At 46.4% G+C, this 21,474-nt stretch carries 17 protein-coding genes; 10 read left to right on the top strand and 7 right to left on the bottom strand.

Annotation, left to right across the window (positions count from 1 at the left end; all coding sequences use genetic code 11):
* Positions 1-248: 248 nt before the first annotated feature.
* The 7 genes from AC5JL3_RS25905 (at position 249) to AC5JL3_RS25875 (ending at position 10,380) form a co-directional block, all read left to right on the top strand.
* The gene (locus AC5JL3_RS25905; RefSeq protein ID WP_496077210.1) at positions 249-1,532 is read left to right on the top strand and encodes a hypothetical protein; all 1,284 of its coding nucleotides are present in this window, start codon (positions 249-251) and stop codon (positions 1,530-1,532) included.
* 18 nt (positions 1,533-1,550) lie between these two features.
* Entirely contained in the window at positions 1,551-1,967 is a 417-nt protein-coding gene (locus tag AC5JL3_RS25900; protein WP_496077209.1) for a hypothetical protein, read from the top strand.
* Positions 1,968-2,022: 55 nt separating this feature from the next.
* Positions 2,023-2,673 (top strand): hypothetical protein, encoded by a 651-nt coding sequence (locus AC5JL3_RS25895; RefSeq protein WP_496077208.1) that lies wholly within the window; start codon positions 2,023-2,025, stop codon positions 2,671-2,673.
* Between the two features lie 531 nt (positions 2,674-3,204).
* Positions 3,205-4,779, top strand: a complete 1,575-nt coding sequence (locus AC5JL3_RS25890) for a ferredoxin--nitrite reductase (protein WP_496077207.1) — start codon at positions 3,205-3,207, stop codon at positions 4,777-4,779.
* Between the two features lie 141 nt (positions 4,780-4,920).
* The gene (locus AC5JL3_RS25885; RefSeq protein ID WP_496077296.1) at positions 4,921-6,426 is read left to right on the top strand and encodes a NarK family nitrate/nitrite MFS transporter; all 1,506 of its coding nucleotides are present in this window, start codon (positions 4,921-4,923) and stop codon (positions 6,424-6,426) included.
* 232 nt (positions 6,427-6,658) lie between these two features.
* Positions 6,659-8,863 (top strand): molybdopterin oxidoreductase family protein, encoded by a 2,205-nt coding sequence (locus AC5JL3_RS25880; protein ID WP_496077206.1) that lies wholly within the window; start codon positions 6,659-6,661, stop codon positions 8,861-8,863.
* Positions 8,864-8,997: 134 nt separating this feature from the next.
* Positions 8,998-10,380: a chloride channel protein gene (locus AC5JL3_RS25875; protein ID WP_496077205.1), complete on the top strand. Its 1,383-nt coding sequence runs from the start codon at positions 8,998-9,000 to the stop codon at positions 10,378-10,380.
* 69 nt (positions 10,381-10,449) lie between these two features.
* On the opposite strand, the gene AC5JL3_RS25870 is transcribed toward AC5JL3_RS25875, so the two are convergent.
* Positions 10,450-10,701, bottom strand: a complete 252-nt coding sequence (locus AC5JL3_RS25870) for a hypothetical protein (protein ID WP_348259275.1) — start codon at positions 10,699-10,701, stop codon at positions 10,450-10,452.
* Positions 10,702-11,236: 535 nt separating this feature from the next.
* On the bottom strand, positions 11,237-11,887 hold the full coding sequence (locus tag AC5JL3_RS25865; protein ID WP_496077204.1) for a uracil-DNA glycosylase: 651 nt from the start codon (positions 11,885-11,887) through the stop codon (positions 11,237-11,239).
* A 297-nt stretch (positions 11,888-12,184) separates the two neighbouring features.
* Between AC5JL3_RS25865 and AC5JL3_RS25860 the strand changes: the two genes are divergently transcribed.
* The 3 genes from AC5JL3_RS25860 (at position 12,185) to AC5JL3_RS25850 (ending at position 14,386) form a co-directional block, all read left to right on the top strand.
* Positions 12,185-13,213, top strand: coding sequence for a sirohydrochlorin chelatase (locus AC5JL3_RS25860; protein WP_496077203.1), 1,029 nt, complete (start codon positions 12,185-12,187; stop codon positions 13,211-13,213).
* A 568-nt stretch (positions 13,214-13,781) separates the two neighbouring features.
* Entirely contained in the window at positions 13,782-13,994 is a 213-nt protein-coding gene (locus tag AC5JL3_RS25855) for a hypothetical protein (protein ID WP_496077202.1), read from the top strand.
* A 200-nt stretch (positions 13,995-14,194) separates the two neighbouring features.
* The gene (locus tag AC5JL3_RS25850; protein WP_496077201.1) at positions 14,195-14,386 is read left to right on the top strand and encodes a hypothetical protein; all 192 of its coding nucleotides are present in this window, start codon (positions 14,195-14,197) and stop codon (positions 14,384-14,386) included.
* A gap of 94 nt (positions 14,387-14,480) precedes the next feature.
* On the opposite strand, the gene AC5JL3_RS25845 is transcribed toward AC5JL3_RS25850, so the two are convergent.
* The 5 genes from AC5JL3_RS25845 to AC5JL3_RS25825 form a co-directional block, all read right to left on the bottom strand.
* Positions 14,481-14,954, bottom strand: a complete 474-nt coding sequence (locus tag AC5JL3_RS25845; protein WP_496077200.1) for a type II toxin-antitoxin system VapC family toxin — start codon at positions 14,952-14,954, stop codon at positions 14,481-14,483.
* 2 nt (positions 14,955-14,956) lie between these two features.
* Entirely contained in the window at positions 14,957-15,205 is a 249-nt protein-coding gene (locus tag AC5JL3_RS25840; RefSeq protein WP_496077199.1) for a hypothetical protein, read from the bottom strand.
* 174 nt (positions 15,206-15,379) lie between these two features.
* Positions 15,380-17,851, bottom strand: coding sequence for a WD40 domain-containing protein (locus tag AC5JL3_RS25835; protein WP_496077198.1), 2,472 nt, complete (start codon positions 17,849-17,851; stop codon positions 15,380-15,382).
* The gene (locus AC5JL3_RS25830; RefSeq protein WP_496077197.1) at positions 17,767-20,148 is read right to left on the bottom strand and encodes a tetratricopeptide repeat protein; all 2,382 of its coding nucleotides are present in this window, start codon (positions 20,146-20,148) and stop codon (positions 17,767-17,769) included. Before AC5JL3_RS25830 ends, AC5JL3_RS25835 begins: the two co-directional genes overlap by 85 nt.
* Positions 20,145-21,443, bottom strand: a complete 1,299-nt coding sequence (locus AC5JL3_RS25825; protein WP_496077196.1) for a P-loop NTPase fold protein — start codon at positions 21,441-21,443, stop codon at positions 20,145-20,147. The genes AC5JL3_RS25830 and AC5JL3_RS25825 overlap by 4 nt, the downstream gene beginning before the upstream one ends.
* Positions 21,444-21,474 lie beyond the last annotated feature (31 nt).

Here is a 21,474-nt window from a genome sequence, read left to right as displayed (position 1 = left end):
CTAAATCTTCCCTAGAGCCAGTGCCATTCCCTCTAGATTAGATAGATAAATAATGTAATCTTTAATATTTTTTATCTACAGGTGAAGTTTTAGTAAATATTTAGTCCGGATAATACCTACAAAGCCCCGTAACATTGACGGAGGCAGAAGGGATATGTTTACGTGGAAACAGGTGCATCTCGATAGATATGGTGTGAGTTTTGTGAGGCGAATCTATGCGTTTTCATAGCATTGCTATTTGTACTTTAATGGTTCTCCTGGCCGGAGGTCTGTCAGCCCAAGCCAGTAACAATCCAATTTCTGAAGGTTCTACTCAAGAACCAATTGCCCAAGACGATAGTGTTGTAACCCCTACTGTTACAGCAAGCAAAATTGAACCGATCGCCTTATCAGACAAGCTGAAAGAGCAAAATCTTTCACAGTCAGTGGCAATCAACTCTAACGAAGAATCTCCCTTAGAGCCTTCTTTATCTACTCAGAATTCACAAGTAGTGGCTGGTAGCCAAGTCCAGGTAGTCGCAGAAGCCCCAAAGGTTGAAGCACTTAACCCAGATAAGGCAGCTAGCGAGTCATTGAACCCTGATGCTGACCTATCTGCGTCATCGGCACAAACCCCATCAGCAACCGTATCCACGGCTGAGGCACTTCGCTCGGATGACGTTATTGCCCAGTCATCGAGCAATAACACCAGCCAGTTGCTTGCAGATGCACAACCGGAAGCTGGTGCTACCTGTATTGCACAAGCCGTCGTTCCTCCGACCTTAGGGGATGGCTCAACGCCCTCTCAGCTAGCTCAACGCTCAGAGCGTCAGTGCCCACGTCCCCAACCCATCCCTCAAATCGTTGTGCCAGAACCCTATGAAGAATATGGCGCTTCACCTGCATTGAGCATCTATATCCCTGTTGGCTATGGCGCAGACAACAACACCGTCTTTCTCAGTGGCAGCTATCAAGAAAGCGTGCGAGAAGATGAGGGTTCTGTTGGCGCAGGTGGTATCGGAATTGGGATTGGTGATGCGACTGAAGCGGTCGGCTTAGAGCTATCGTATGCTCTAGAAACCGCCGAAGAAGAGGATTTTGGTGAAGGTGGCTTTAATGCCAAGCTACATCGTCGATTCGGACGAGATGCGTCCATTGCTCTAGGCTGGAATGGCTTTTTGAATATTGGTCGCAACGACTTTGAACAATCCAAGTATGGAGTACTTACCAAAGTCTTCCGCACCCAAGAGTCTCTTGACCAATTCTTCAGCCGTGTGGCGGTGACAGTTGGTGTTGGAGATGGACAGTTCCGGTCAAACGGAGCGGTTGACGCGGGTGATAATAATATCAACGTTTTTGGTAACGTTGCCGTCCGGGTTGTCCGACCTGTGAGTTTTATCGCTGAGTGGACAGGACAAGATTTAGCTTTGGGTCTTTCCATCGCACCCTTCAAAAACATTCCCTTCGTAATTACTCCGGCTGTGCGCGATTTGGCGGGTGCGGGTGACGAAGCGCGATTTGTCTTAGGCGCTGGCACAGCCTTTCGGTTTTAAGTAGGAGGAGTACATCGAATGCACGTAATTAAATCTATTGGTTGGGTTGTTGGTCTATCTTTGGTTGCCGGAGTGATCAGTACTGCGCCTGCTCGCGCTGACAGCTACTCTGACATTACAGGAACCAACATCTGGAACAACACAGCCCCCATCTTTGAGACAGATACTGAGCTACCTGACGGCTTAATCGCAAATATCACACGGGTTAACCGGGAGTCTGAGCAAGCTTTTGATACTTGCAATAATGCGATCGCACAAGCTGAACAAAATACCCCAACGATCCGTCGATATGCTCGACAGCCTGGGACAGAAACGGCTGCCCTTCCCGCCGCCTGTCGGCAGCTAGAAGCCTTAAGAGCAGAAGCCGACAATTTGAGACGTACTGTCGAAGACGTGGAACGTTCACGGTCAAATCCCGCTCTTTTAACTTGGTAGAAAATCGGGGTGTAAGTAGCCAAACAACCCTGTAGTGAGGAAAAGTGATAAAACAATGAACCAGATCAAGCGTAGGAGCCAGTTCGTCACTGGAATTCAGTTCCTAACGGGAGCAATCGCAGCCGGACTCGTCGGTTCCTTAGCTGCACCCGTGCAAGCACAAGACTCCTTTGGGAATCGAGTTGTTCAGTTCCCGGTAGATACAACAGTCGAATTTGAATTCATCGCATCCCACGGAGCCTACCAATCAAGCATTGGCATCGTCAATCTAGATACCAATCAACCCGTTGCCGTCCTCTTTAGCGAAACTAAGCCCTATGACACGGCTGGCACAGGACAGCCTCAGCCTTCCTCTCCTGGACAAAACAACATTGGCACATCTGTCGATTTTCTTGGGACAATTCAGGGGGGAACGGTACGAGATCAGTTCACCGAGTTCACCTTTGAAGCCAATACTCGCTATGGATTTTACCTAGAGTCTATTAGCGCCACTGGGCAAACTCGCCGTACTGTTTTGTCCACAAGTGACTTAGCCGCTATCTTTGACGGAGCCTTGGATGCTGGTGATCGTGGCGGCATTACTGGCACCCGTATTGCTTGGGATGATGATGGTTTACCCAGACCTGGAAAAGACAGTGACTTTGATGATTTCGTAATCGAAGCGGGTGGTTATCTAGTCACTGCCCCTTGCCCACCGCTCAGGTAAAAGTGCGATCGCGCTTTTAATTGACAATATAAACTTATCGGCAAAAGGGTAAAAGGAAAAGCAATTATACGCTTACCTTTACCCTTTTTTTGATAACCCATTGCCCTAATTTAAGGCAAAAGTAGTAGTTCGCTAGAAACACTTAGATTACACAAAAGCTTCCCCATTCTTAGACAAGAAAGCATCTTAATTTAAGACAACGTTTTTGTAAAATATCCCTCTTTAAGTCCAACAGGGCGCAAACTTTTCATTACTTAATAAAAACGATTGAAGTCGCACAAATAGGTTTTTTATGAGCATCCTCCAGAAGGCGTAAATTCTAATAAAAAAACTCAGCTAATACACCTCTAGAGATAGATTTGAACAAATTGGAGAAAGAAGAAGCTACTTCCGTAGCGAAATTTACGAACTGAGTTTACTAAGTCGCATAGGTTAATAGCTTAACAAACGAAATAATTCTTTGTGCGCCAAACAAGACAGGGTAATGGTGCATGAATGTGATGGCTGTAACTATACAGACTCGTTAAGCTTATGACAAACGCAGATAAGAAAAACAAACTTAATCCAATTGAAAAATCAAAAGCGGAAAAAGAGCCGTTACAGCTAAGGCAAGAGCTAGACCATTTTGCTCAAATCGGCTGGGAGGCAATGGATGAATTTGATCGCAATTTTGGGCTGAAATGGTTGGGTTTTTTCTATCGCACCGTTACTCCTGGCAAATTTATGCTGCGGATGCGGATGCCTAATGGTGTTTTAACCAGTCATCAAATGCGGGTACTGGCTGACATTGTGCAGCGTTACGGTAAAGCAGCCGGATTTCAAGATCAGGGCAATGCCGATATAACCACTCGACAAAATATCCAACTGCGCGGTATTCGGATTGAGGATATAGCCGAAATCATCGACCGTTTAGGCAAAGCCGGAATGACGAGTGTCCAGTCTGGGATGGACAATGTTCGCAACATTACGGGAGATGCACTAGCTGGTTTAGATGCAGATGAGCTGATTGATACGCGGGGATTGGTTTTCAATGTCCAAGACATGATTACCAACAATGGCGAAGGAAATCCGGCGCTTTCTAACCTACCCCGAAAGTTCAACATTGCAATTACAGGTGGTCGAGATAACTCTGTTCATGCCGAAATCAACGACCTTGCCTTTATCCCTGCCTACAAAGATGGCTACCTCGGCTTCAATGTTATCGTCGGTGGTTTCTTCTCAGCTAAGCGTGTAGCAGCGGCAATTCCCATGAATGTATGGGTACCGCCTGAGGATGTGGTTGCTTTGAGCAAAGCGATTTTGGAAGTCTTTAGCGACCACGGTTACAGAGGCAATCGCCAGAAGACACGCTTGATGTATCTGATTGAAGAGTGGGGACTCGAAAAGTTTCGGGACATGGTAGAAAAGCAGTTGGGTTATTCTCTGCAAGAAGCCGCACCGAAAGACGAAATCGATTGGGAGAAACGTGACCACATTGGTATTCACAAGCAAAAACAACCTGGCTTAAACTACGTCGGTTTACACATTCCTATCGGTCGCTTGTATGCGCCGGAGATGTTTGAACTGGCTCGAATGGCTGATGTTTATGGCAGTGGGGAACTTCGTTTCACCGTTGAGCAAAACCTAATTATTCCGAATATTCCTGATTCTCGCTTAAATGCCTTTCTCGCAGAACCACTCCTCCAAGAGCGTTTCTCAATTAACCCTGACCCCCTAGAACGGGCGCTAGTCTCTTGCACAGGTGCTGAATTTTGTGGTTTTGCAATTATTGAGACGAAAAACCGCGCCCTAGCGATGATTAAGGAATTGGAAAAGGAGTTATCTCTACCGCGTCCAGTACGAATTCACTGGACAGGTTGCCCTAATTCCTGTGGTCAACCTCAAGTCGCTGATATTGGTCTAATGGGTACAAAAGCCCGTAAGGATGGGGAAATGGTAGAAGCCGTCGATGTGTGGATGGGTGGCAAAGTGGGTAAAGATGCTCACTTGGGCAGCATGGTGATGGAAAAGATTCCCTGTGATGACCTAAAGCCGCTTTTGCGAGAACTGCTGATGGAGCATTTTGGGGCAAGTCCTCGGCAGCAGGCGGTGGCGGCTGCCGTCTAAATAGTGGTGCATTTTTTGGAGAACTCTACACTCGTATTGCAGGTTGAATTTCATGCCTCTTTACGGGTTAAAAGTTGTGATTGCCTTTGCCAACCCCAAGGCACGATCGCATTTGTTCCATTTAATTTAGAGGAGTATAACGTGGCTGGAATTTGGTCATTTAGCGGTCGGTACCGCATCTTGCACCTGACCTGGTTTGCTTTTTTTCTCACCTTTGTCGTCTGGTTTAATTTTGCCCCCTTTGCTATGGCGGTAAAAGAAGACTTAGGACTCAATGAAGCTCAACTGAGAACGCTTGCCATCTGTAATGTTGCCCTTACTGTCCCTGCACGGATTATTGTGGGTATGGTTCTAGACCGCTTTGGTCCTCGGATTACCTACTCATGCCTCTTGGTTTATGCGGCGATTCCTTGTATTGCTTTTGCTTTGGCACAGAACTTTAGCCAGTTAGTTTACAGTCGCTTGGCTTTGAGTATTGTCGGGTGTGGGTTTGTAATTGGTATCCGGATGGTGGCGGAGTGGTTTCCCTCCAGAGAAATTGGTTTAGCAGAAGGTATCTATGGTGGTTGGGGAAACTTTGGTTCTGCGGGGGCGGCATTTACTTTACCGACAATTGCGGCAGCAACCGCTTTCCTGGCGGCGGGTCAAGTCAATTGGCGATTTGCGATCGCGTTTACCGGAATTGTTGCTGCTGTTTATGGCGTAATCTACTTCTTCAATGTTGAAGATACGCCTCCCGGTAAGGTTTATGAACGACCGGAAAGCAGCGCGGGGATGGAAGTTACAACTCAAAAAGATTTCTGGTTTCTGCTGCTGATGAACATCCCCTTGGTCGGGATTTTGGGTGTGATTGCTTGGCGCTTAAACAAAGTCAACTTCATTAACTCGACTCAGCTATACATCACTTGGTTTTTGCTGGTTTGTTTGTATGTCTTTCAGGCTTACAACATCTGGAAGGCGAATCACGCATTGATGAAAGGGACAAAGCGTTACCCTCCTGAAGACCGCTATAAATTCTCCCAAGTGGCAACTTGTGAGATGGCTTACTTTGCTTGTTTCGGTTCGGAACTCGCTGTTGTTTCCATGCTTCCTACGTTTTTTCAAAGGAGTTTTGGACTAACAGCCGCACTGGCGGGGGCGGTAGCTGGAACTTATGCCTTCATGAATTTGGTTGCCCGTCCGGGAGGTGGCTTCCTGTCTGACAAAATCGGTAGCCGGAAGTGGACATTAGCGGCAACGCTGGCAGGTACGGGAATTGGCTATCTCGTATTTAGCAGTCTAGGTGGCAATATTGCCCTTGCTGTTGTTGTACTGATGACGATGGTTGCCTCTTTCTTTGTGATGGCAGCAGAAGGGGCAACTTACGCGATTGTTCCTTTGATTAAGCGGCGAGTGACGGGTCAGATTGCTGGAAATGTCGGGGCTTTCGGGAATGTGGGAGCCGTGGCTTACCTGACTATCTACAGTCTTTTACCGCAGGGGGCTGTGGGAGACAAAATCTTTTTCCAGATGCTAGGGGTTGTTGGCTTGATTGCTGCAAGCCTTTGCGCGTTCATTCTTAAGGAACCTGAAGGCTCTCATGACGCAGAAGAAGTAGAAATGGCAGCATCAGCCGCACCAGCACTAGCAGAAAGACAAGAGCGATGAGAGTCCAATTCCCCTTAATCCAGCAATCTACCAGGAACTTAAGTTCCCACATCACATCGCTAAAGACCATTTCAATTGGCTGAAATCCTTCTAATTCTGATACCAAGTTGCATTCAAATAGAATTCCTGGGTACAAGCTATCCGCTCAAAGCTCACCACTGACTGCAACTTGGGATGAACTCCTGAATTCTTCTTGGTCATCCGATAGGCAACTACGACGAGATAACGGCTTATGACTGATTCAATAAAAACAGTCTGTCCATACTGCGGCGTGGGCTGTGGATTGGAGGTTTTGCCTCCAGCGCAACGCGGTCACGCCACAAACCGTGACAGCCAGGGGACTCCAATCTGGAAGGTAAAAGGCGATCGCAACCATCCCTCAAGTCAAGGTATGGTTTGTGTTAAAGGAGCTACGGTTACTGAATCCATCAATAAAGACCGACTTCTTTACCCAATGGTGCGTGACTCGCTTGATGAGCCGTTTCGACGGGCAAGTTGGGACGAAGCCTTTGAGCGTGTTGTCAGTCGTATCCAAACCGTTTGTGCTACCTCTGGCGCAGACGCTTTGTGCTTCTATGGTTCCGGTCAACACCTCACAGAAGACTACTACCTCGCCCAAAAACTCTTCAGAGGTTTCCTCGGCACCAATAACTTTGATACCAACTCCCGCTTATGCATGGCTTCCGCCACAAAGGGGTATATTAACAGCCTGGGTTCCGATGGACCCCCCTGTTGCTATGAAGATTTAGAACTAACGGACTGTGCGTTTATTGTCGGCTCCAACGCGGCGGAGTGTCATCCGATTATCTTCAACCGCTTCCAGAAACACCACAAAAAGAACCGCCATGTCAAACTGATTGTGGTCGATCCCCGTCGCACCACTACAGCTGAGGCAGCAGACTTACATTTAGCGATTCAACCCGGTACAGATATTGATTTATTCAATGGCATTGCCCATCTACTATTGCGTTGGGGCAAGTTTAATACAGACTTTATTGAAGATTGTACAAGCCAGTTTTCGGCTTTAACTGAAGTAATCCAGCACTACCCACCCCAGGTAGTCGCCCAGCGCTGCGGAATTTCCGTTCGTGAACTCGAAACCGCCGCACGTTATTGGGCTGAGTCAGAGCGAGTTCTCTCGATGTGGACAATGGGTTTGAACCAGTCCTCAGAAGGCACGGCAAAGGTATGCAGTCTGATTAATTTACATCTGATGACCGCTCAGATTGGCAAGCCTGGTGCAGGACCCTTTTCTCTGACAGGACAGCCAAACGCGATGGGAGGACGGGAAGTTGGGGGATTATGTCACCTGTTACCCGGTTACCGTTATGTCACCAATTCTCAGCATCGAGCGGAAGTTGAGCAGTTTTGGGGTGTTCCCTCAGGGCAAATTTCACCGTATCCCGGTCGCACAGCTTGGGAGATTATTACGGGTTTGGAAACGGGAGATGTGGGGTTTCTCTGGATTGCAGCGACTAATCCTGCGGTGAGTATGCCGGATTTGGAGCGCACGAAAGCGGCTTTATTGCGATCGCCTTTTACGGTTTACCAAGACGCTTACTACCCCACGGAAACGGCTGCCTATGCTCATGTCCTACTCCCTGCCGCTCAGTGGGGCGAGAAAACGGGTACAATGACCAACTCTGAGCGGATGGTCACCCTTGCAAGCGCTTTCCGTACCCCGCCGGGAATGGCAAAGGCAGATTGGGAGATTTTTGCCGAAGTCGGTCGTCGCTTAGGTTTTACTGAACAGTTTACGTTTAGTAACTCGGCTGAAGTCTACGCTGAATTTGTGCAATTAACACGCGATCGCCTCTGTGACCATAGTGGCATTAGTCATGAGCGTCTGAAAACTGAAGGCCCGATTCAATGGCCCTGTCCTGAAAAAGGCAGTCGGGAAAAGGCAAAAGCCAAAAGGCTTTATACCAATCTACAATTCCCAACCCCGGATGGACGCGCTCGCTTTGTTGCCTATCATTCCCAAGGATTGGCTGAACCACCCAATCCAGAGTATCCCTTCGTCCTAACCACTGGCAGACTCTACGGACACTGGCATACTCTAACGCGGACAGGTCGAATTGAGAAAATTCAACAGATGCATCCTCAGCCCTTTATTGAGATTCATCCTCGTGATGCCAAGCAATTGGGGATTCATGAGAATGATTGGGTGGAAGTGCGATCGCGTCGGGGATTTTCTCGCTTTCCCGCTACTATTACCAAGGCAATTACCCCTGGTACAGTCTTTGTCCCCATGCACTGGGGCGCACTTTGGGCAGATAAAGCCGAAGCAAATGCCCTAACTCACCCCGAATCCTGTCCGGAGTCGCAGCAACCGGAATTAAAAGCCTGTGCCGTGCAACTTGTACCGATTTCTGCTGACTTGGTTGACTCCGAGTATCGCCTCGAACCGAGTCAATCCCAAACTGTATCAGTTTAAAGCAATTGTCTAATTTTGATGACTTGCCCTTAATCCAGGATGGACAAGTGTTGTTTTTAATACATTGACCTTGGTGCCTTGGGCTTAAGTTAACGTTCATTCGCTCATCCCCCTAGCCAGGTTGAAGAGATTTCATGTCGTCAACGACTCCAAATCAAACAAATGTTTCTGAGGCAGACAATGCTGAGGAACCACCAAGTCTTGTTACCAAAACAAGCGAACTTAGCTATCAGCAAATGATTCTCTGTGCCGCCGTGATTGGTATTGCCGGAGGATTAGTCGCCACCGCTTACTACTACTTACTGGAAGCCAGTCTACATGTTGTCTGGCATACGCTTCCAGAGTTTCTTGCCCCCTACTTTTCTTCCAACTTTCCCGCGTGGAATTACGTCTGGATTGCCACTACCATTGGTGGCTTGTTGGTTGGCATTACCCTTTACTTTATGGGGCTTCCCGGTGAAGTTTCTTTTGTTGTCGATCAGGTACATGATCCAGGCAGAATTTCTCTACGCCAGACTCCAGCAATGATTGTTGCTTCACTCGTTTCAATTACAGCAGGTGGTAGTGCTGGGCCAGAAGCGCCACTTGTACAGATTAATGGTAGTTTTGGTGGCTGGCTTGGCAAGAAGCTCAAACTCAGTCTAACGACAACTCGTGTCCTAACCTTCTGCGGCATGAGTGCTGCCCTTGGTGCATTCTTTGGTGCGCCCCTTGGTGGGGCACTCTTTGCCCTAGAAATTCCTCACCGTCGAGGATTGGAATATTATGAAGCGATTATCCCAGCCGTACTTTCCGCTATTTTGAGCTTTTTTGTGTTTCGCTTCAATACAGGGTTAACGATTGGCGGAATGTATCACTTTGCCGCAATTCCTCCACTCTCGCTGATGCATCTAGTTGAGGGAGGGCTGCTTGGGGCAGTTGGAGCGCTGATTGCCGTTATCTTTATTGTTATGTTCCGCAGCATCGGCTGGCTAAGTCAGTATCTTGAACATCGTCGGATTTTGCTTGCCACGTTGGGAGGATTATCAATTGGGTTAATTGCTTTGGTATTTCCCCAAACTCTGTTTTTTGGCGAAAAAGAGATTCAATCCATCGTCGCAACGGGTTCTACGTTTGGGATGACGATGTTGCTGATGATTGCACTTGCTAAAATGCTGGCAGTCTGTTGTACTCTACACTCCGGGTTCCGGGGCGGATTTATCTTCCCACTGTTCTATATTGGTGCCGCATCCGGCTTGGCAATTTCTCTAGCGATTCCCCAAGTCCACCCAACCATTGGCATGATCTGCTTGATGGCAGCAGTCAATGTTGCAGTGACAAAAACGCCAATCAGTACCACGGTGATTCTTAGCGTACTTTCTGACACGGCAATGGTACCTGTGATTATTATTGCTAGTTTTACTAGCTTCCTCTTGACTACCGAGGTATCGTTAATTCCGACTCAGCGATCGCGTAGTTTCATTCCGGCAGATGTGCCTATTCCTATCCAGATCACTCCTGAATCAGCTTCAGCTTAAATCCCCTGCTAGACAGAGAAAAACCTTTATCTAGAAATAGAGACGTGCCAAGGCACGTCTTTATTTGTTCTAATCCTGCTCTCCAAAAGTCCCCCACAAACCTTCCTGTGTAAGACTTGTCTCAGCTTGAGGTTGTATCTGTTCCAAGTTAAGACCATACATGATAGGGATTAACCCTACGGCAAAGGAACTAAAAAGAATCAGGAGAATCGCTGTCAATGGATCTGGATCTTGGCTTACTAAGGCTTCCACTCTCGCCTCGGCTTTCTTTGATCGACGTAAATCTGATGTTCTGTTGCGTCTAGCTTCGTGCATACTCATATCAAAATGCTGGACTGAACTAGATCAGCTATGGCATCCTCCTCAAAGTCATGCCTCCTGCGCTAGCAGTCTCCTTCCTCCCTCTGTGTCATCTAATTTCATGCTACATAAAATTTACTGAACTGTAGCGAAATTTACAGAATATTTTCCAAAAAGTATCCTGTTACACAGATTTTTGCGAAACCTACAAAAAATGCCGTCACGGACAAAGTGGCAAGAGAAAACCCCCAACCTAGAATAGGCGGGGGTTTAAATTATCAGGGTGCATCTACCACTTCTCTATTCCTAGGGATGCTATAGCTATCCGGGTAGATTTGAAAAAAAGGAATTGCTCTAAAGAAAGCTTGATTCAAAAACCTCCTCTGCCTCCCGGCTAGTTTCAGCCAGGGATGAATGGCACTGACTTAAGAAAATTCATCACACCGATCGCCCTTTGTGCAGGGGGTCTGGGGGAGGCACTCCGTCCCCCAGTGGGGGGTTTGGGGGGAAGCCCCCCAAGCCTGGTTTTTCTAAAAATGACTATTTTTTGCTTAAGTCAGTGACATTCAGCTGATGATGCTGATAACTCCTGGATGCCTTTGATAAACATCGTTTTACCACCATAGGATGGGTGCCGCACCTTCTTGCAGGCGAGTCCCATCGTCTGAAGCGTTGATTCCGCAATATTTCCGACAGCGATAATAATTTTGATATCAAATAGCTGGATTAACTCTTGTAAAAAGACTTTGCCCATAGCTATTTCAGTTTTTGTTGGCTTGCGGTTAGACAAGGGGTTTTCTCCTTGGAAAGGATGAAACGGAACTGCATTCCAAATCAAAGGAATATACAAACCTTTTACTAGGGTTTCCCAAACAATGCTGGCGCTTGCTTCCTTCCAAAGTTTTTCAAACTCATCAGTTTTTTGATACCCCCGACGCTCTCCAAATAAGCCAATCGGCTCCAGTCCGTTTAACAAAATATATTCACTAGTAAACGGTACACCTGTTAAGCGGCACCCTCGATTTCCAGATGCCTCTCCAACCAGTAAAATCTTAGGCTTCAAATTTGCCATCTGTTGGAGATAGAGAAATAAGTTGTTTCTCCTTATCGAATTTGCATTGAGTTCATAGGAATATTGATTAAATAAGTTACTTGATGATTTGAAGCTTGCTAGCTCTTCAATAAAATTATTGATTACATCGTTCATAGCTTTGACGAAATTAATCTAACAATACCTAAATAGGCTGTTTTAAATGAGAAAGCCCCTCCCCTGCATATTACATTCGAGTCTTTTCAGCTAATATATCAAGGCACAAGTGAACCGCAACAACATAGGGAAACACCGGTGTAAGTCCGGGGCTGTGCGGCAGCTGTAAAGGTCGGTGAGCGACATTGAGAATCGGTTTGTGCCTTACCTCAAGTCATTCCACCTTAAGCCAGAACGCCTATATGTTGCCTATCCACTCTATTTCCCGCCTTGCACGGGAAGGGAGCTTTGAAGTTAATGCCTACTTTCAATTCAACCGATTTCAGCACTGAGCCACTATTGTTGCCACCACTGCCCCTCCAACGCCCGTTGTTGATGATTGGTCATGGTACTAGGGACGAGGAAGGGCGTCAGACTTTTCTAGATTTTGCCAAAGTTTATCAAGCCTTGGACTCCTCCCGACCCGTTGTGCCTTGTTTTCTGGAACTGACGGCGCCAACAATTCAGGAGGGGGTAGACCAATGTGTGGAACAGGGTTATACCGAACTCTCTGCCCTACCAATTCTGTTGTTTGCTGCGCGGCACAACAAGTTTGATGTCACCAATGAATTAGATAGGGCAAGAGTGAGACATCCACAGGTGAGGTTTCACTACGGGCGCCATTTTGGGATTACTCCAGGAATCTTGGATTTATGGCGCGATCGCATGAGCAAACTTGACCAGCCTTTTGGGGACTCCGAACCCCAAGAACAGTCCAAAATCCAAAATCGACAGGACACTGTACTACTATTCGTCGGTCGGGGTTCCAGCGATCCTGATGCCAATGGTGATGTCTATAAAATGGCTCGAATGCTTTGGGAAGGAAGCGGTTATAAAACGGTTGAAACTTGTTTTATTGGCATTACCCATCCCCGATTGGAAGAAGGCTTCCGTCGTGCGCGACTCTATGAACCCAAGCGGATTATTGTTCTGCCGTACTTCCTCTTTACTGGCAGTTTAGTCAAAAAGATTTTTGATATTACTGCCCAGCAGCAAGAGCAATATCCAGAAATTTCGATGACTTGTTTGCCAGAAATGGGGATTCAACCTCAGTTACTCTCAATTTTGCGAGATCGGGAAATTGAGACGCAACTAGGACAGGTGCAAATGAATTGTGAGATGTGCAAGTTCCGGCAGGCTGCCGTCAGTAAGGGTGTTACCCACGGACATTCTCATGATCATGCTGATGATCATGGACATCACGATCATCACGGACATTCTCACGAGGCGACAGACCCCTATGCTGATCTAGAACACTACCACCAACGAATCTGGCAAGCACCTTAAGCGAGTATCATTTGGCTTAACTGATATCTTGCACCAGTTTAATAATCAATCCGCCAAGGGTTCAAACCCTACAGCGAGTAGTTAAAGTCGTCTTTAGACGACTAGATAGGAGTTTTAGTCCACTTAAGTGGACTTTCGCTATTAGCCCGGAGTTTAAACTCCGGGCGGGTTTTCGGGCTAAGTGAGAATGGTGCAAGGTCTTAGTTAAGCTAAAAGTAATAGTTCATACCAAACCTTTTTGAGTCGTAGAGACGTTCCGTCGGAACGTCTCTACTTTGTTTTATGGGTTGGGTGTATCCCAAATGTGCAAATACATTCTTGTGGGCTAGGCGACACGCCCCGTCTTAGGGCGGGCAGGATGCCCACCCCACAAGAAAATACTATTTATGTATGCATTTGGATGCACCTGTATGGGTTTGGCTTGTCGCCGTTATTGATGAATTTAAAAGCTTATTCAGGTAAGACAATGTATTAGTTATTTTCAATAAAGTTATGCCTTTGCCTATAATTTTATTTACAATTTTTAATATTTTTATTAATATCATTAAGTTGTTAATTACTGTTAAATATGGAAGCAATTCATCAAGTAGTTCGACTCAACTATGCTTGCATCTCAGAAATCATTGAAGCTGAGCTAACTTTCTTGTCTGAACTTTCAGAACTTACAGATGATGAACGATTCAGGCAGTCTCTTGCTGAGGTAATTTATAGCCTCAATGATTTATCAGATACGGTCAACTTGCAAAGGCGATATCTTAAACTTCGTTATGATGCGGAGTAGCAGTTAATTCAGCTTTTGTTTACCCCCCTAACCCCCCTTTTTAAGGGGGGAATAAGAGGTGGAAAGGAATATGGCTTCCCAAGAATATAGGTTAATTCTTATATTTCTTGCTTATGAAGGGAGGTTAGGGCGGTTAACAAAGGCTGAGGGTTAGTTGAGCTAAATAAGCTTGGTTGGAGAGAATGTGATCGCTTTTAGACTTGAACTATGGCGGCGAAGAACCAAGAGAATTTGCAGTAGTTCGCGATCGCATTCCAGCATCCAGGCTAGGGGTTAAAGTGCGATCGCCTTTGTCCCGCTTCGCGATCGCATTCTCTCACATGGCAGTAAGTCGCCAGAGCATAGTTCGTGACGACGAGATTCCGGACTTCTTCAAGAAGTCCGGAATCTGAACCTCGGCAGGCTCAACCTCTCGCCCTAGCACTTATTTCTGAGTAGGAATGCCGTCGCAGAGAGTGCGATCGCTAATATTAATCCGTCACGGCTTTAAGGAGTTGGTGGGGTAGGAGTGTCGGGTGACAACCAACTCTCTAAAGAAAATGCCCTTACTTCTCGCATTCTTTGAAAATCGCTGTCGGCAGAAACAAGGGTTATCTCGTGGCGTAAAGCCGTAGAAGCAATCCATAGGTCATTTTCACTCATCCCCAGTTCTTCAATCTTGGTGGTTCTGCGTCTACTTCTTTCTCTGGGACCAAACTGAGTGATAATTTCTGCTTTGAACTGACCGTAGATATCCGCAGTTTCTCTGTCTATGGGATAGATGTCAATGCCTCGCAGAAAAACTTGTACTCGGATTATATTAGCCGCCCTCTGTTGGGAATTTTGCGCCATGAAGGTGAGTTCACCGCAAACGATGACGTTGGTAGCAACTGGCACTTTGCCTAACTCTTGAAGGCGACGAACTAGAACGGTGTCTCCCTGGATGATGCGGCTACAGTGGTTTGTATCGAGTAGGTACAAGGTTAAAGCTCTATTTGACCGCGAGTATCATATACCAGTTGAAGGCACTCCTCAACGTCATCGCCTTCCCATGTTCCTGCATACTTTAAGAGAGATTCGGCTGTGGAGTGAATTAAAGGCGTTGGTGTTTCGGTAGACAAAGATTGAGGCTTGTCAGGGAGAATGATGACGCGCACTCGGTGTCCGGCTAGCTTTTCTGAGTAAGCGACAATCTCTTCCCAAGTTCCTTCTAGTTCTAATAAGTTTGACACGATCGCACGTCCTTTCAACTCAACTACACTTTGAGCTTAACGAGTTCTGCTGCTCAACACTAGCGTAGAGAGTGCGATCGCCTTTGTCCCGCTTCGCGATCGCATTCTCTCACATTGCCGCATATCTTCAGGCGATCGAACCTCTACTCACCGTTCAGTATTTTGCGCCAACACTTACTGCTGAATAGGAATGCCGTCGCAGAGAGTGCGATCGCTCTCACTCACATTTTGGTTAGTCTTCAGATAATCCCGCAGGCGATTACAACCGCGTAATATCAAATCATCTAAATCCAAGTTCCACAAAATCACTGTCCCATCATCATTGGCAGAAGCAATTTTTTTACCATCAGGGCTGAAGCTCACACTATTGACACCATAGCTACGCCCTATAAAGGTCTGTAGTTCTACACCTTCCCTATTCCAAAGTTTGATGGTGTAATCTTTACTAGCAGAAGCAATGGTCTTACCATCTGGACTAAAACTTATACTCGTGACACCATAGCTGTGTCCTTGTAGGGTTTTGAGCAAAGTGCCTTCTCGGTTCCAGAGTTTCACTGTTCTGTCCCGACTAGCAGAGGCAATCGTCTGACCATCTGAGCTGAAAGTGACACCCCAGACCCAATCACTATGCCCTTGAAAAGTTTGAAGCAATTTGCCATCAAAATTCCAAAGCTTCACAGTGTTATCAGCACTAGCAGAGGCAATCATCTTACCGTCTGGACTGAAACTGATACTATAAACACCTTCGCTATGTCCTTGTAGGGTTTTGAGCAAAGCACCATTGGTACTCCAGAGCTTCACAGTGTTATCAGCACTGGCAGAGGCGATCATCTTACCATCTGGACTAAAACTGACACTATGAACACCATTGCTGTGTCCACCAAGAGTTTTAAGCAAGGTACCGTCGAGGTTCCAGAGCTTCACAGCCATGTCAGTATCAGAAGAGGCAATGGTCTGACCATCTGGGCTGAAACTTACAGCCCTAATCCAGACGAAGATACTATGCTCTGTACACTGGAAACTCTTGAGTAACCTGCCATCACGGCTCCACAGTTTCACAGTCTTATCATTACTGGCAGAGGCGATCACCTGACCATCAGGACTGAAACTTACAGCCGTAACCGACCCGCTATGTCCCAAAAGAGTTTGTGGTCGCGTACCATCAATGCTCCAAAGTCTTACGGTTCCATCATAATTAGCAGAGGCAATTATCTTGCTATCGGGACTAAAACTCATTCCCAAAATGCCTTTGCCGTGCCACTGAGTAGTTCTATAGTTTTCATCAAAGCTTATGAGCATCACAGTGCCGTCTTGGCTGGCGGAAGCTAGTGTTCTTCCATCAGGACTGAAACTCACAGCTATGATTCCAGCACTGTGATATTTGTGCGTTATGTCGTAGGTATAAGTTTTGGAGGAGACGTTACCGATTCTCCAAGGCTTGAAAGTTTCGTCAAGACTTGCAGAGGAAAGTTGCTTACCATCAGGACTGAAACTGACAGCCAAAACACGTTTCTTATGCCCTTGAAGGGTTTGAAGCAGTGTGCCGTCACGGCTCCAGAGTTTGATGGTTTTGTCAACACTAGCAGAGGCAATAATTTGACCATCCGGGCTAAAACTCACATTTAATACCCAATTGCTATGCCCTTTGAGGGTCTGAAGTAGTGTGCCATCACGGCTCCAGAGTTTGATAGTTTTGTCACGACTAGCAGAGGCAATAATTTGACCATCTGGACTAAAACTCACAGCTAAAACGAAATTTTTGTGCCCGCGAAGGGTTTTATATAGAGTACCGTCAAGACCCCAAAGCTTGACAGTTTTGTCAACACTCGCAGAGGCAATAGTTTGACCATCTGGGCTAAAACTCACAGCTATGACACTAGATTGATGCCCTTCGAGGCTTTTGAGTAGGGTGCCGTCAATGCGCCAGAGTTTGACAGTTGCATCTTGACCAGCAGAAGCTAGCATCTGACCATCAGGACTGAAACTTACGCCCAAAACACTATCAATATGTCCATGAAAGCGATTACGCTCTCGCACTACTCCATAGACTGCCTGCTGTAATCTCCCCACTGTCTGAATCCTGACATCGTGTGGTGCTTCAATCTCCTTTAGCTTTATACCTGCCTTAACGCTAGCTACCAAGGCTTCCAGTTGGTCGTGTGATAAGAGTAAGACTTGAGATAAAGCACTTAGCGCTTCAATCTCAGAAATCTTTGCTTGCTGTAGAGCTTGTCGGAGTTGTGCTTCAGTTAATTTCTGTTTTTCTTTTGCTTCTGCCAGTTCTGCTAAGAGTCCCGCCCCCTGTTGTTGACGAATGAACTCCACCAAATAATCGTGCACCAGTTGATAGAGATACTCCGGTTTTTCCGGCAACAGCAAAACTAACCCCGATTTAACAAAAATCTCCAACACCAAATCCAACGGATTCGCTTCAGCCGCTAATTCAGCCGCTAACTCAGCGCGAGTCTTGAGGGGACGAGTGCCGTTTTCATTCGTGAGTAAATATAAAACCAGTCGCGCCGTCCGTTCATTCTCTGCCCCACAGTCATGAATCACATCTTCTAAAAATCGCTCCACCAGCTTGTTTTTCGTCCAACCCTGCTGATATTGCTCCAAGGTAGTAATCTTCTCGGTTTGCAATTGCATACCCACAATTTGCAACTCAATCGGACGAACCTCCCCAACCTCCCCGCCAAATCCTGCACGAAGGCATCAACTAACCCAGACTCCAAAGGAAACTGGGATTTTTCAGTCAAATTCCGGATAACAACGGTTGCATCGTCCGGTGAGAAGTTGCCCAAGTAATAGCGAATCTTCTTATCGAGAATATTGTTGTTAATCACCGTTAGATTGAGCAGGCGATCGCATTCCAGCAAATAATGCAAATAATCTTCCCGCAAAGAGAAAATAACCTTCACAAAGGGAATATCTAGACAAACGCGCAGAAACTCATAAAACGGTTGCCGTTTCTTTTGGTCGGTATAAACAAAGAAAAACTCTTCAAACTGGTCAAAAATCAAAACTGTCAGCAGATTGTTCTCAGCATTATTGCGTAATTGTTCGAGGATAGGCGCAGAAAGAGATCCCCCCAACCCCCCTTCAAAAGGGGGGCTTTCCTCTTGTTCTTCCTGTTGCTCCCCCCTTATTAAGGGGGGCTGGGGGGGATCGCACGGGGAATGCGAAGCAGGATCAAACCTTTCTGCTTGCTCCCCCCTTAACAACCGGAGCTTTAGTGAGGAGGGCTGGGGGGGTAAACGTGGCAGGGAAGATAACCCCTCATCTAAACAACTCCCCAACGCCCCAACCCAATCTGTGTAAACTCGCAACAGAATTGGTAAAGTATCTCGTTCACCAATCGCTTGCTGTTGCAATGTAGGGATTAATCCCGCCTGCAAAATCGAACTTTTCCCAACACCTGATTGACCATGAATAACAATCAGTTTATGCTCGTTACTACTCAGTCGTTCCTTCAACCGCTTAACATCTTGTTCTCGACTAGAAACGGCAATTTCTTGAGCAATTGTGCCTTGCAGTTCCACTTGCTCTACTGCCGGATTCACACTGTACTGTTTTGGCAGTAAATATCCAGCACCGATAAACGCTCGAAAACCATACTGATGTTCGACTTGTAACTGCTCTTGCTTAATCCGAAACGCCGCTAGATATTCACCCTGCTCAAAATAAACCGATCGCAATTCTCCCAAAATATCAATATAAAGTTCTGGATTGTATTGAGGCTTGCTTTTCTCTCTAGCTTGTTCTAAATTAGCGATCGCCTCTTGAACTTGACCTAAATGCCGTTGCGATCGCGCTACAACAAACCGATATAAGCCTTGCTCGTATGGCTGAAGATTAGGAATTTTATCTAAAATTTGCAGTGCTTGTTGAGCGAGTTGATGCGCTTCATTCCAATTGGATTCTTCTAGAGCAACCTCTGCCAAAAAACCATAATCTTGAGCCAGTTGCCGAGAATCACCTTGATGCAAAGTCAAGGCTTTTTCAGCAAGCACCTGCAACTGTTTCCAAGCTTGCAAGCGTCGCAGCACTTCACCCAGTTGACTAATATGTTTAGCCACTAAATCTGGACGTTGTGCTTGCTCAAAAGCATCAATACCTTGCTGAAGATAATGCCTAGATTCTTCCCAAGATTGCTGGCTTTCTGCCCGATTGAGTTCAGCTTTACGATAATAGGCTAAAGCAATATAAGTTAGTAGGATACCTTGTCGTTCTAGATGTACATTTTGCTGCCAAAAAGTCAAGCATTTTTGGTAATGATCCAAAGCTGCATCAATGCGATCGCGTGCAAAATTATCTAAACCCCGAACAAACTCTAAACTCGCCTCTAAATCTGGCTCTAATCCTTGTTCCCGCCGTTGTAAATCCTTCCAAGCCGCTTCGAGTTCTAAGTAATCTTCTAAATGAATCGTTGAATCACGAGTATATAGCGGCTTGACCTTTTGTCGCAGCAAATCAAGGAGTTCATCAGTTGCGATCGCAAATTCAACACTCGTTGCCCAACTTTCCAAATCGGGTACTAACCGCAGTAGGTTTTGCTGCACCTCATCATTAATCCACAGCACCAGTGGGAAGGGAAAATTTTTACTAAACTCCTCGCGTATATAGTTACTAGATGTGAGAACTATTTTAATGTCGCTTACTGACTCCAAACCAAATACCATCAAAGCTTGTGGCACCTCGTCACCGAGTTCCGCCTTGATGCTGGTGTAGAGCGTCTTGACAGAATCAGGCAAGACTAACTCCCGAATCTGAATAGGAGATAATTCTCGCAGTCGTTGCACTATGCGCTCTCTTAAAGCCACATAATTACAACGCGCCAAAATCAACCGAAATTGCCCCTGAGAGAACTGAATTGCCCGCACCAGAGCCTTCAACGAACCCTCGTTATCGAAAGCAACATCTTCCGGTTGATGCGAGTTACTCATGGCTGAAATTCTTTCGCTTCTGCCAAAATCGGATTGATATCAAACCAAGACCCCTCGGAGTCTCTATATTCAAATACAAACATATCGCGTACTAAAATTTGGTAGCGTTCCTCTCCTCTTAAGCTTTTCTGTTGCCCCACTTGACGCAGCAACTCCCACTCATCCTCAGTGATTGCCATCGTTAACTCATTACGACGTTGCCGAATCACTCCCTCAATACAATCCCGCGACAGAGGCGGATCGTCTCTTTCCAGACAGCGGGATACTAGCATCAGCAAATTCCGCGCATGACCACCACTAACACGGCACAGTCGCTCTAACGTCTCAGGACTATCAAAAATTTCTGGAATTAAATCGACACGCTGAACCGGATGAATATCAGGAAATGCTCTCGCCAGTACCATCTGTTGCAGCTGCGCCATCCCCTCTTTGTATTCACCACCAGCGCGTAACTGCACTGGCACCATCGGCAATGCCTGGGGTTCTCTGCCAAAGCGATTCATCAGCCTTCCCAAAGCATTGGAAAATCTCAATATTAGCGGAATTGTATAGACTACATGGCAATTCAACTGGCTTAACTGTTCACCCCGTTCCACAAAGAGATATTCCGGCTGAATTTGTCCTGTTGGCTTCACCGAGTTATCTAAGCGATCGAGATTATCAATAATTACAACCAGTCCTTTTCTGCCTTGCTGCTTTAGTCTCTCTGTAGCAGGTGCAAATATCTCCTTGTTAATCGCTTCTAAAATTCCATTCGTGCGCGGCTCTAAATATTGCCTCAACTGAGAGCGAAGTTTAGGGCTATCTTTAGTCTTAGACGTAATCTTGGCAATGCCGACAGAAAACTCCACATCGCTTATCTCAACAGGTGTTTGCAAAATCTCCCCGATTTCACGGAATAGACTCACAAAGTATCCTGGCTTAAGCCTGATTTGAACAGCATCCAGGCTCTCACTCACTTGACGTGCGATCGCAAGCAAAATATCCGTAACATCGACATCTGCCATTTCCAGAACCTGGCTAGACTCGAAATACACCACATGAAACCCCTGCTGCCCCAAGTCCGCCTTGAGTCGCTGCAATTCTGTAGACTTGCCACAGCCAATATGTCCCGTAAACAACTGACACGTCGGCTTATCCGGGGAGAGGCGGCTGATGGTTCGCCCCAACTCCCGCATAATGTTGCCTCCACGTACAGAGGAAAAATCAATATAGTACTTCCGCGCCTCAGGATTAGCTAAATCCAAAGGGCTAGGGTTACAGGCTTGGTAAAATCTCCCCAAATCCAGTGCCATCAATCACCTCGCAATCAAATTCCAGGAAGCA

Source organism: Symplocastrum torsivum, from assembly GCF_059505465.1.
This window is presented reverse-complemented; position numbering and strand designations above follow the sequence as displayed.

What these genes read in the sequence shown, in the direction of transcription:
- AC5JL3_RS25905 (WP_496077210.1), top strand. Translation starts at nt 249, where the DNA reads ATGGTTCTCCTGGCCGGAGGTCTGTCAGCCCAAGCCAGTAACAATCCA.
- AC5JL3_RS25900 (WP_496077209.1), top strand. Translation starts at nt 1,551, where the DNA reads ATGCACGTAATTAAATCTATTGGTTGGGTTGTTGGTCTATCTTTGGTT.
- AC5JL3_RS25895 (WP_496077208.1), top strand. Translation starts at nt 2,023, where the DNA reads ATGAACCAGATCAAGCGTAGGAGCCAGTTCGTCACTGGAATTCAGTTC.
- AC5JL3_RS25890 (WP_496077207.1), top strand. Translation starts at nt 3,205, where the DNA reads ATGACAAACGCAGATAAGAAAAACAAACTTAATCCAATTGAAAAATCA.
- AC5JL3_RS25880 (WP_496077206.1), top strand. Translation starts at nt 6,659, where the DNA reads ATGACTGATTCAATAAAAACAGTCTGTCCATACTGCGGCGTGGGCTGT.
- AC5JL3_RS25875 (WP_496077205.1), top strand. Translation starts at nt 8,998, where the DNA reads ATGTCGTCAACGACTCCAAATCAAACAAATGTTTCTGAGGCAGACAAT.
- AC5JL3_RS25870 (WP_348259275.1), bottom strand. Translation starts at nt 10,701, where the DNA reads ATGAGTATGCACGAAGCTAGACGCAACAGAACATCAGATTTACGTCGA.
- AC5JL3_RS25865 (WP_496077204.1), bottom strand. Translation starts at nt 11,887, where the DNA reads ATGAACGATGTAATCAATAATTTTATTGAAGAGCTAGCAAGCTTCAAA.
- AC5JL3_RS25860 (WP_496077203.1), top strand. Translation starts at nt 12,185, where the DNA reads ATGCCTACTTTCAATTCAACCGATTTCAGCACTGAGCCACTATTGTTG.
- AC5JL3_RS25855 (WP_496077202.1), top strand. Translation starts at nt 13,782, where the DNA reads ATGGAAGCAATTCATCAAGTAGTTCGACTCAACTATGCTTGCATCTCA.
- AC5JL3_RS25835 (WP_496077198.1), bottom strand. Translation starts at nt 17,851, where the DNA reads ATGCAATTGCAAACCGAGAAGATTACTACCTTGGAGCAATATCAGCAG.
- AC5JL3_RS25830 (WP_496077197.1), bottom strand. Translation starts at nt 20,148, where the DNA reads ATGAGTAACTCGCATCAACCGGAAGATGTTGCTTTCGATAACGAGGGT.
- AC5JL3_RS25825 (WP_496077196.1), bottom strand. Translation starts at nt 21,443, where the DNA reads ATGGCACTGGATTTGGGGAGATTTTACCAAGCCTGTAACCCTAGCCCT.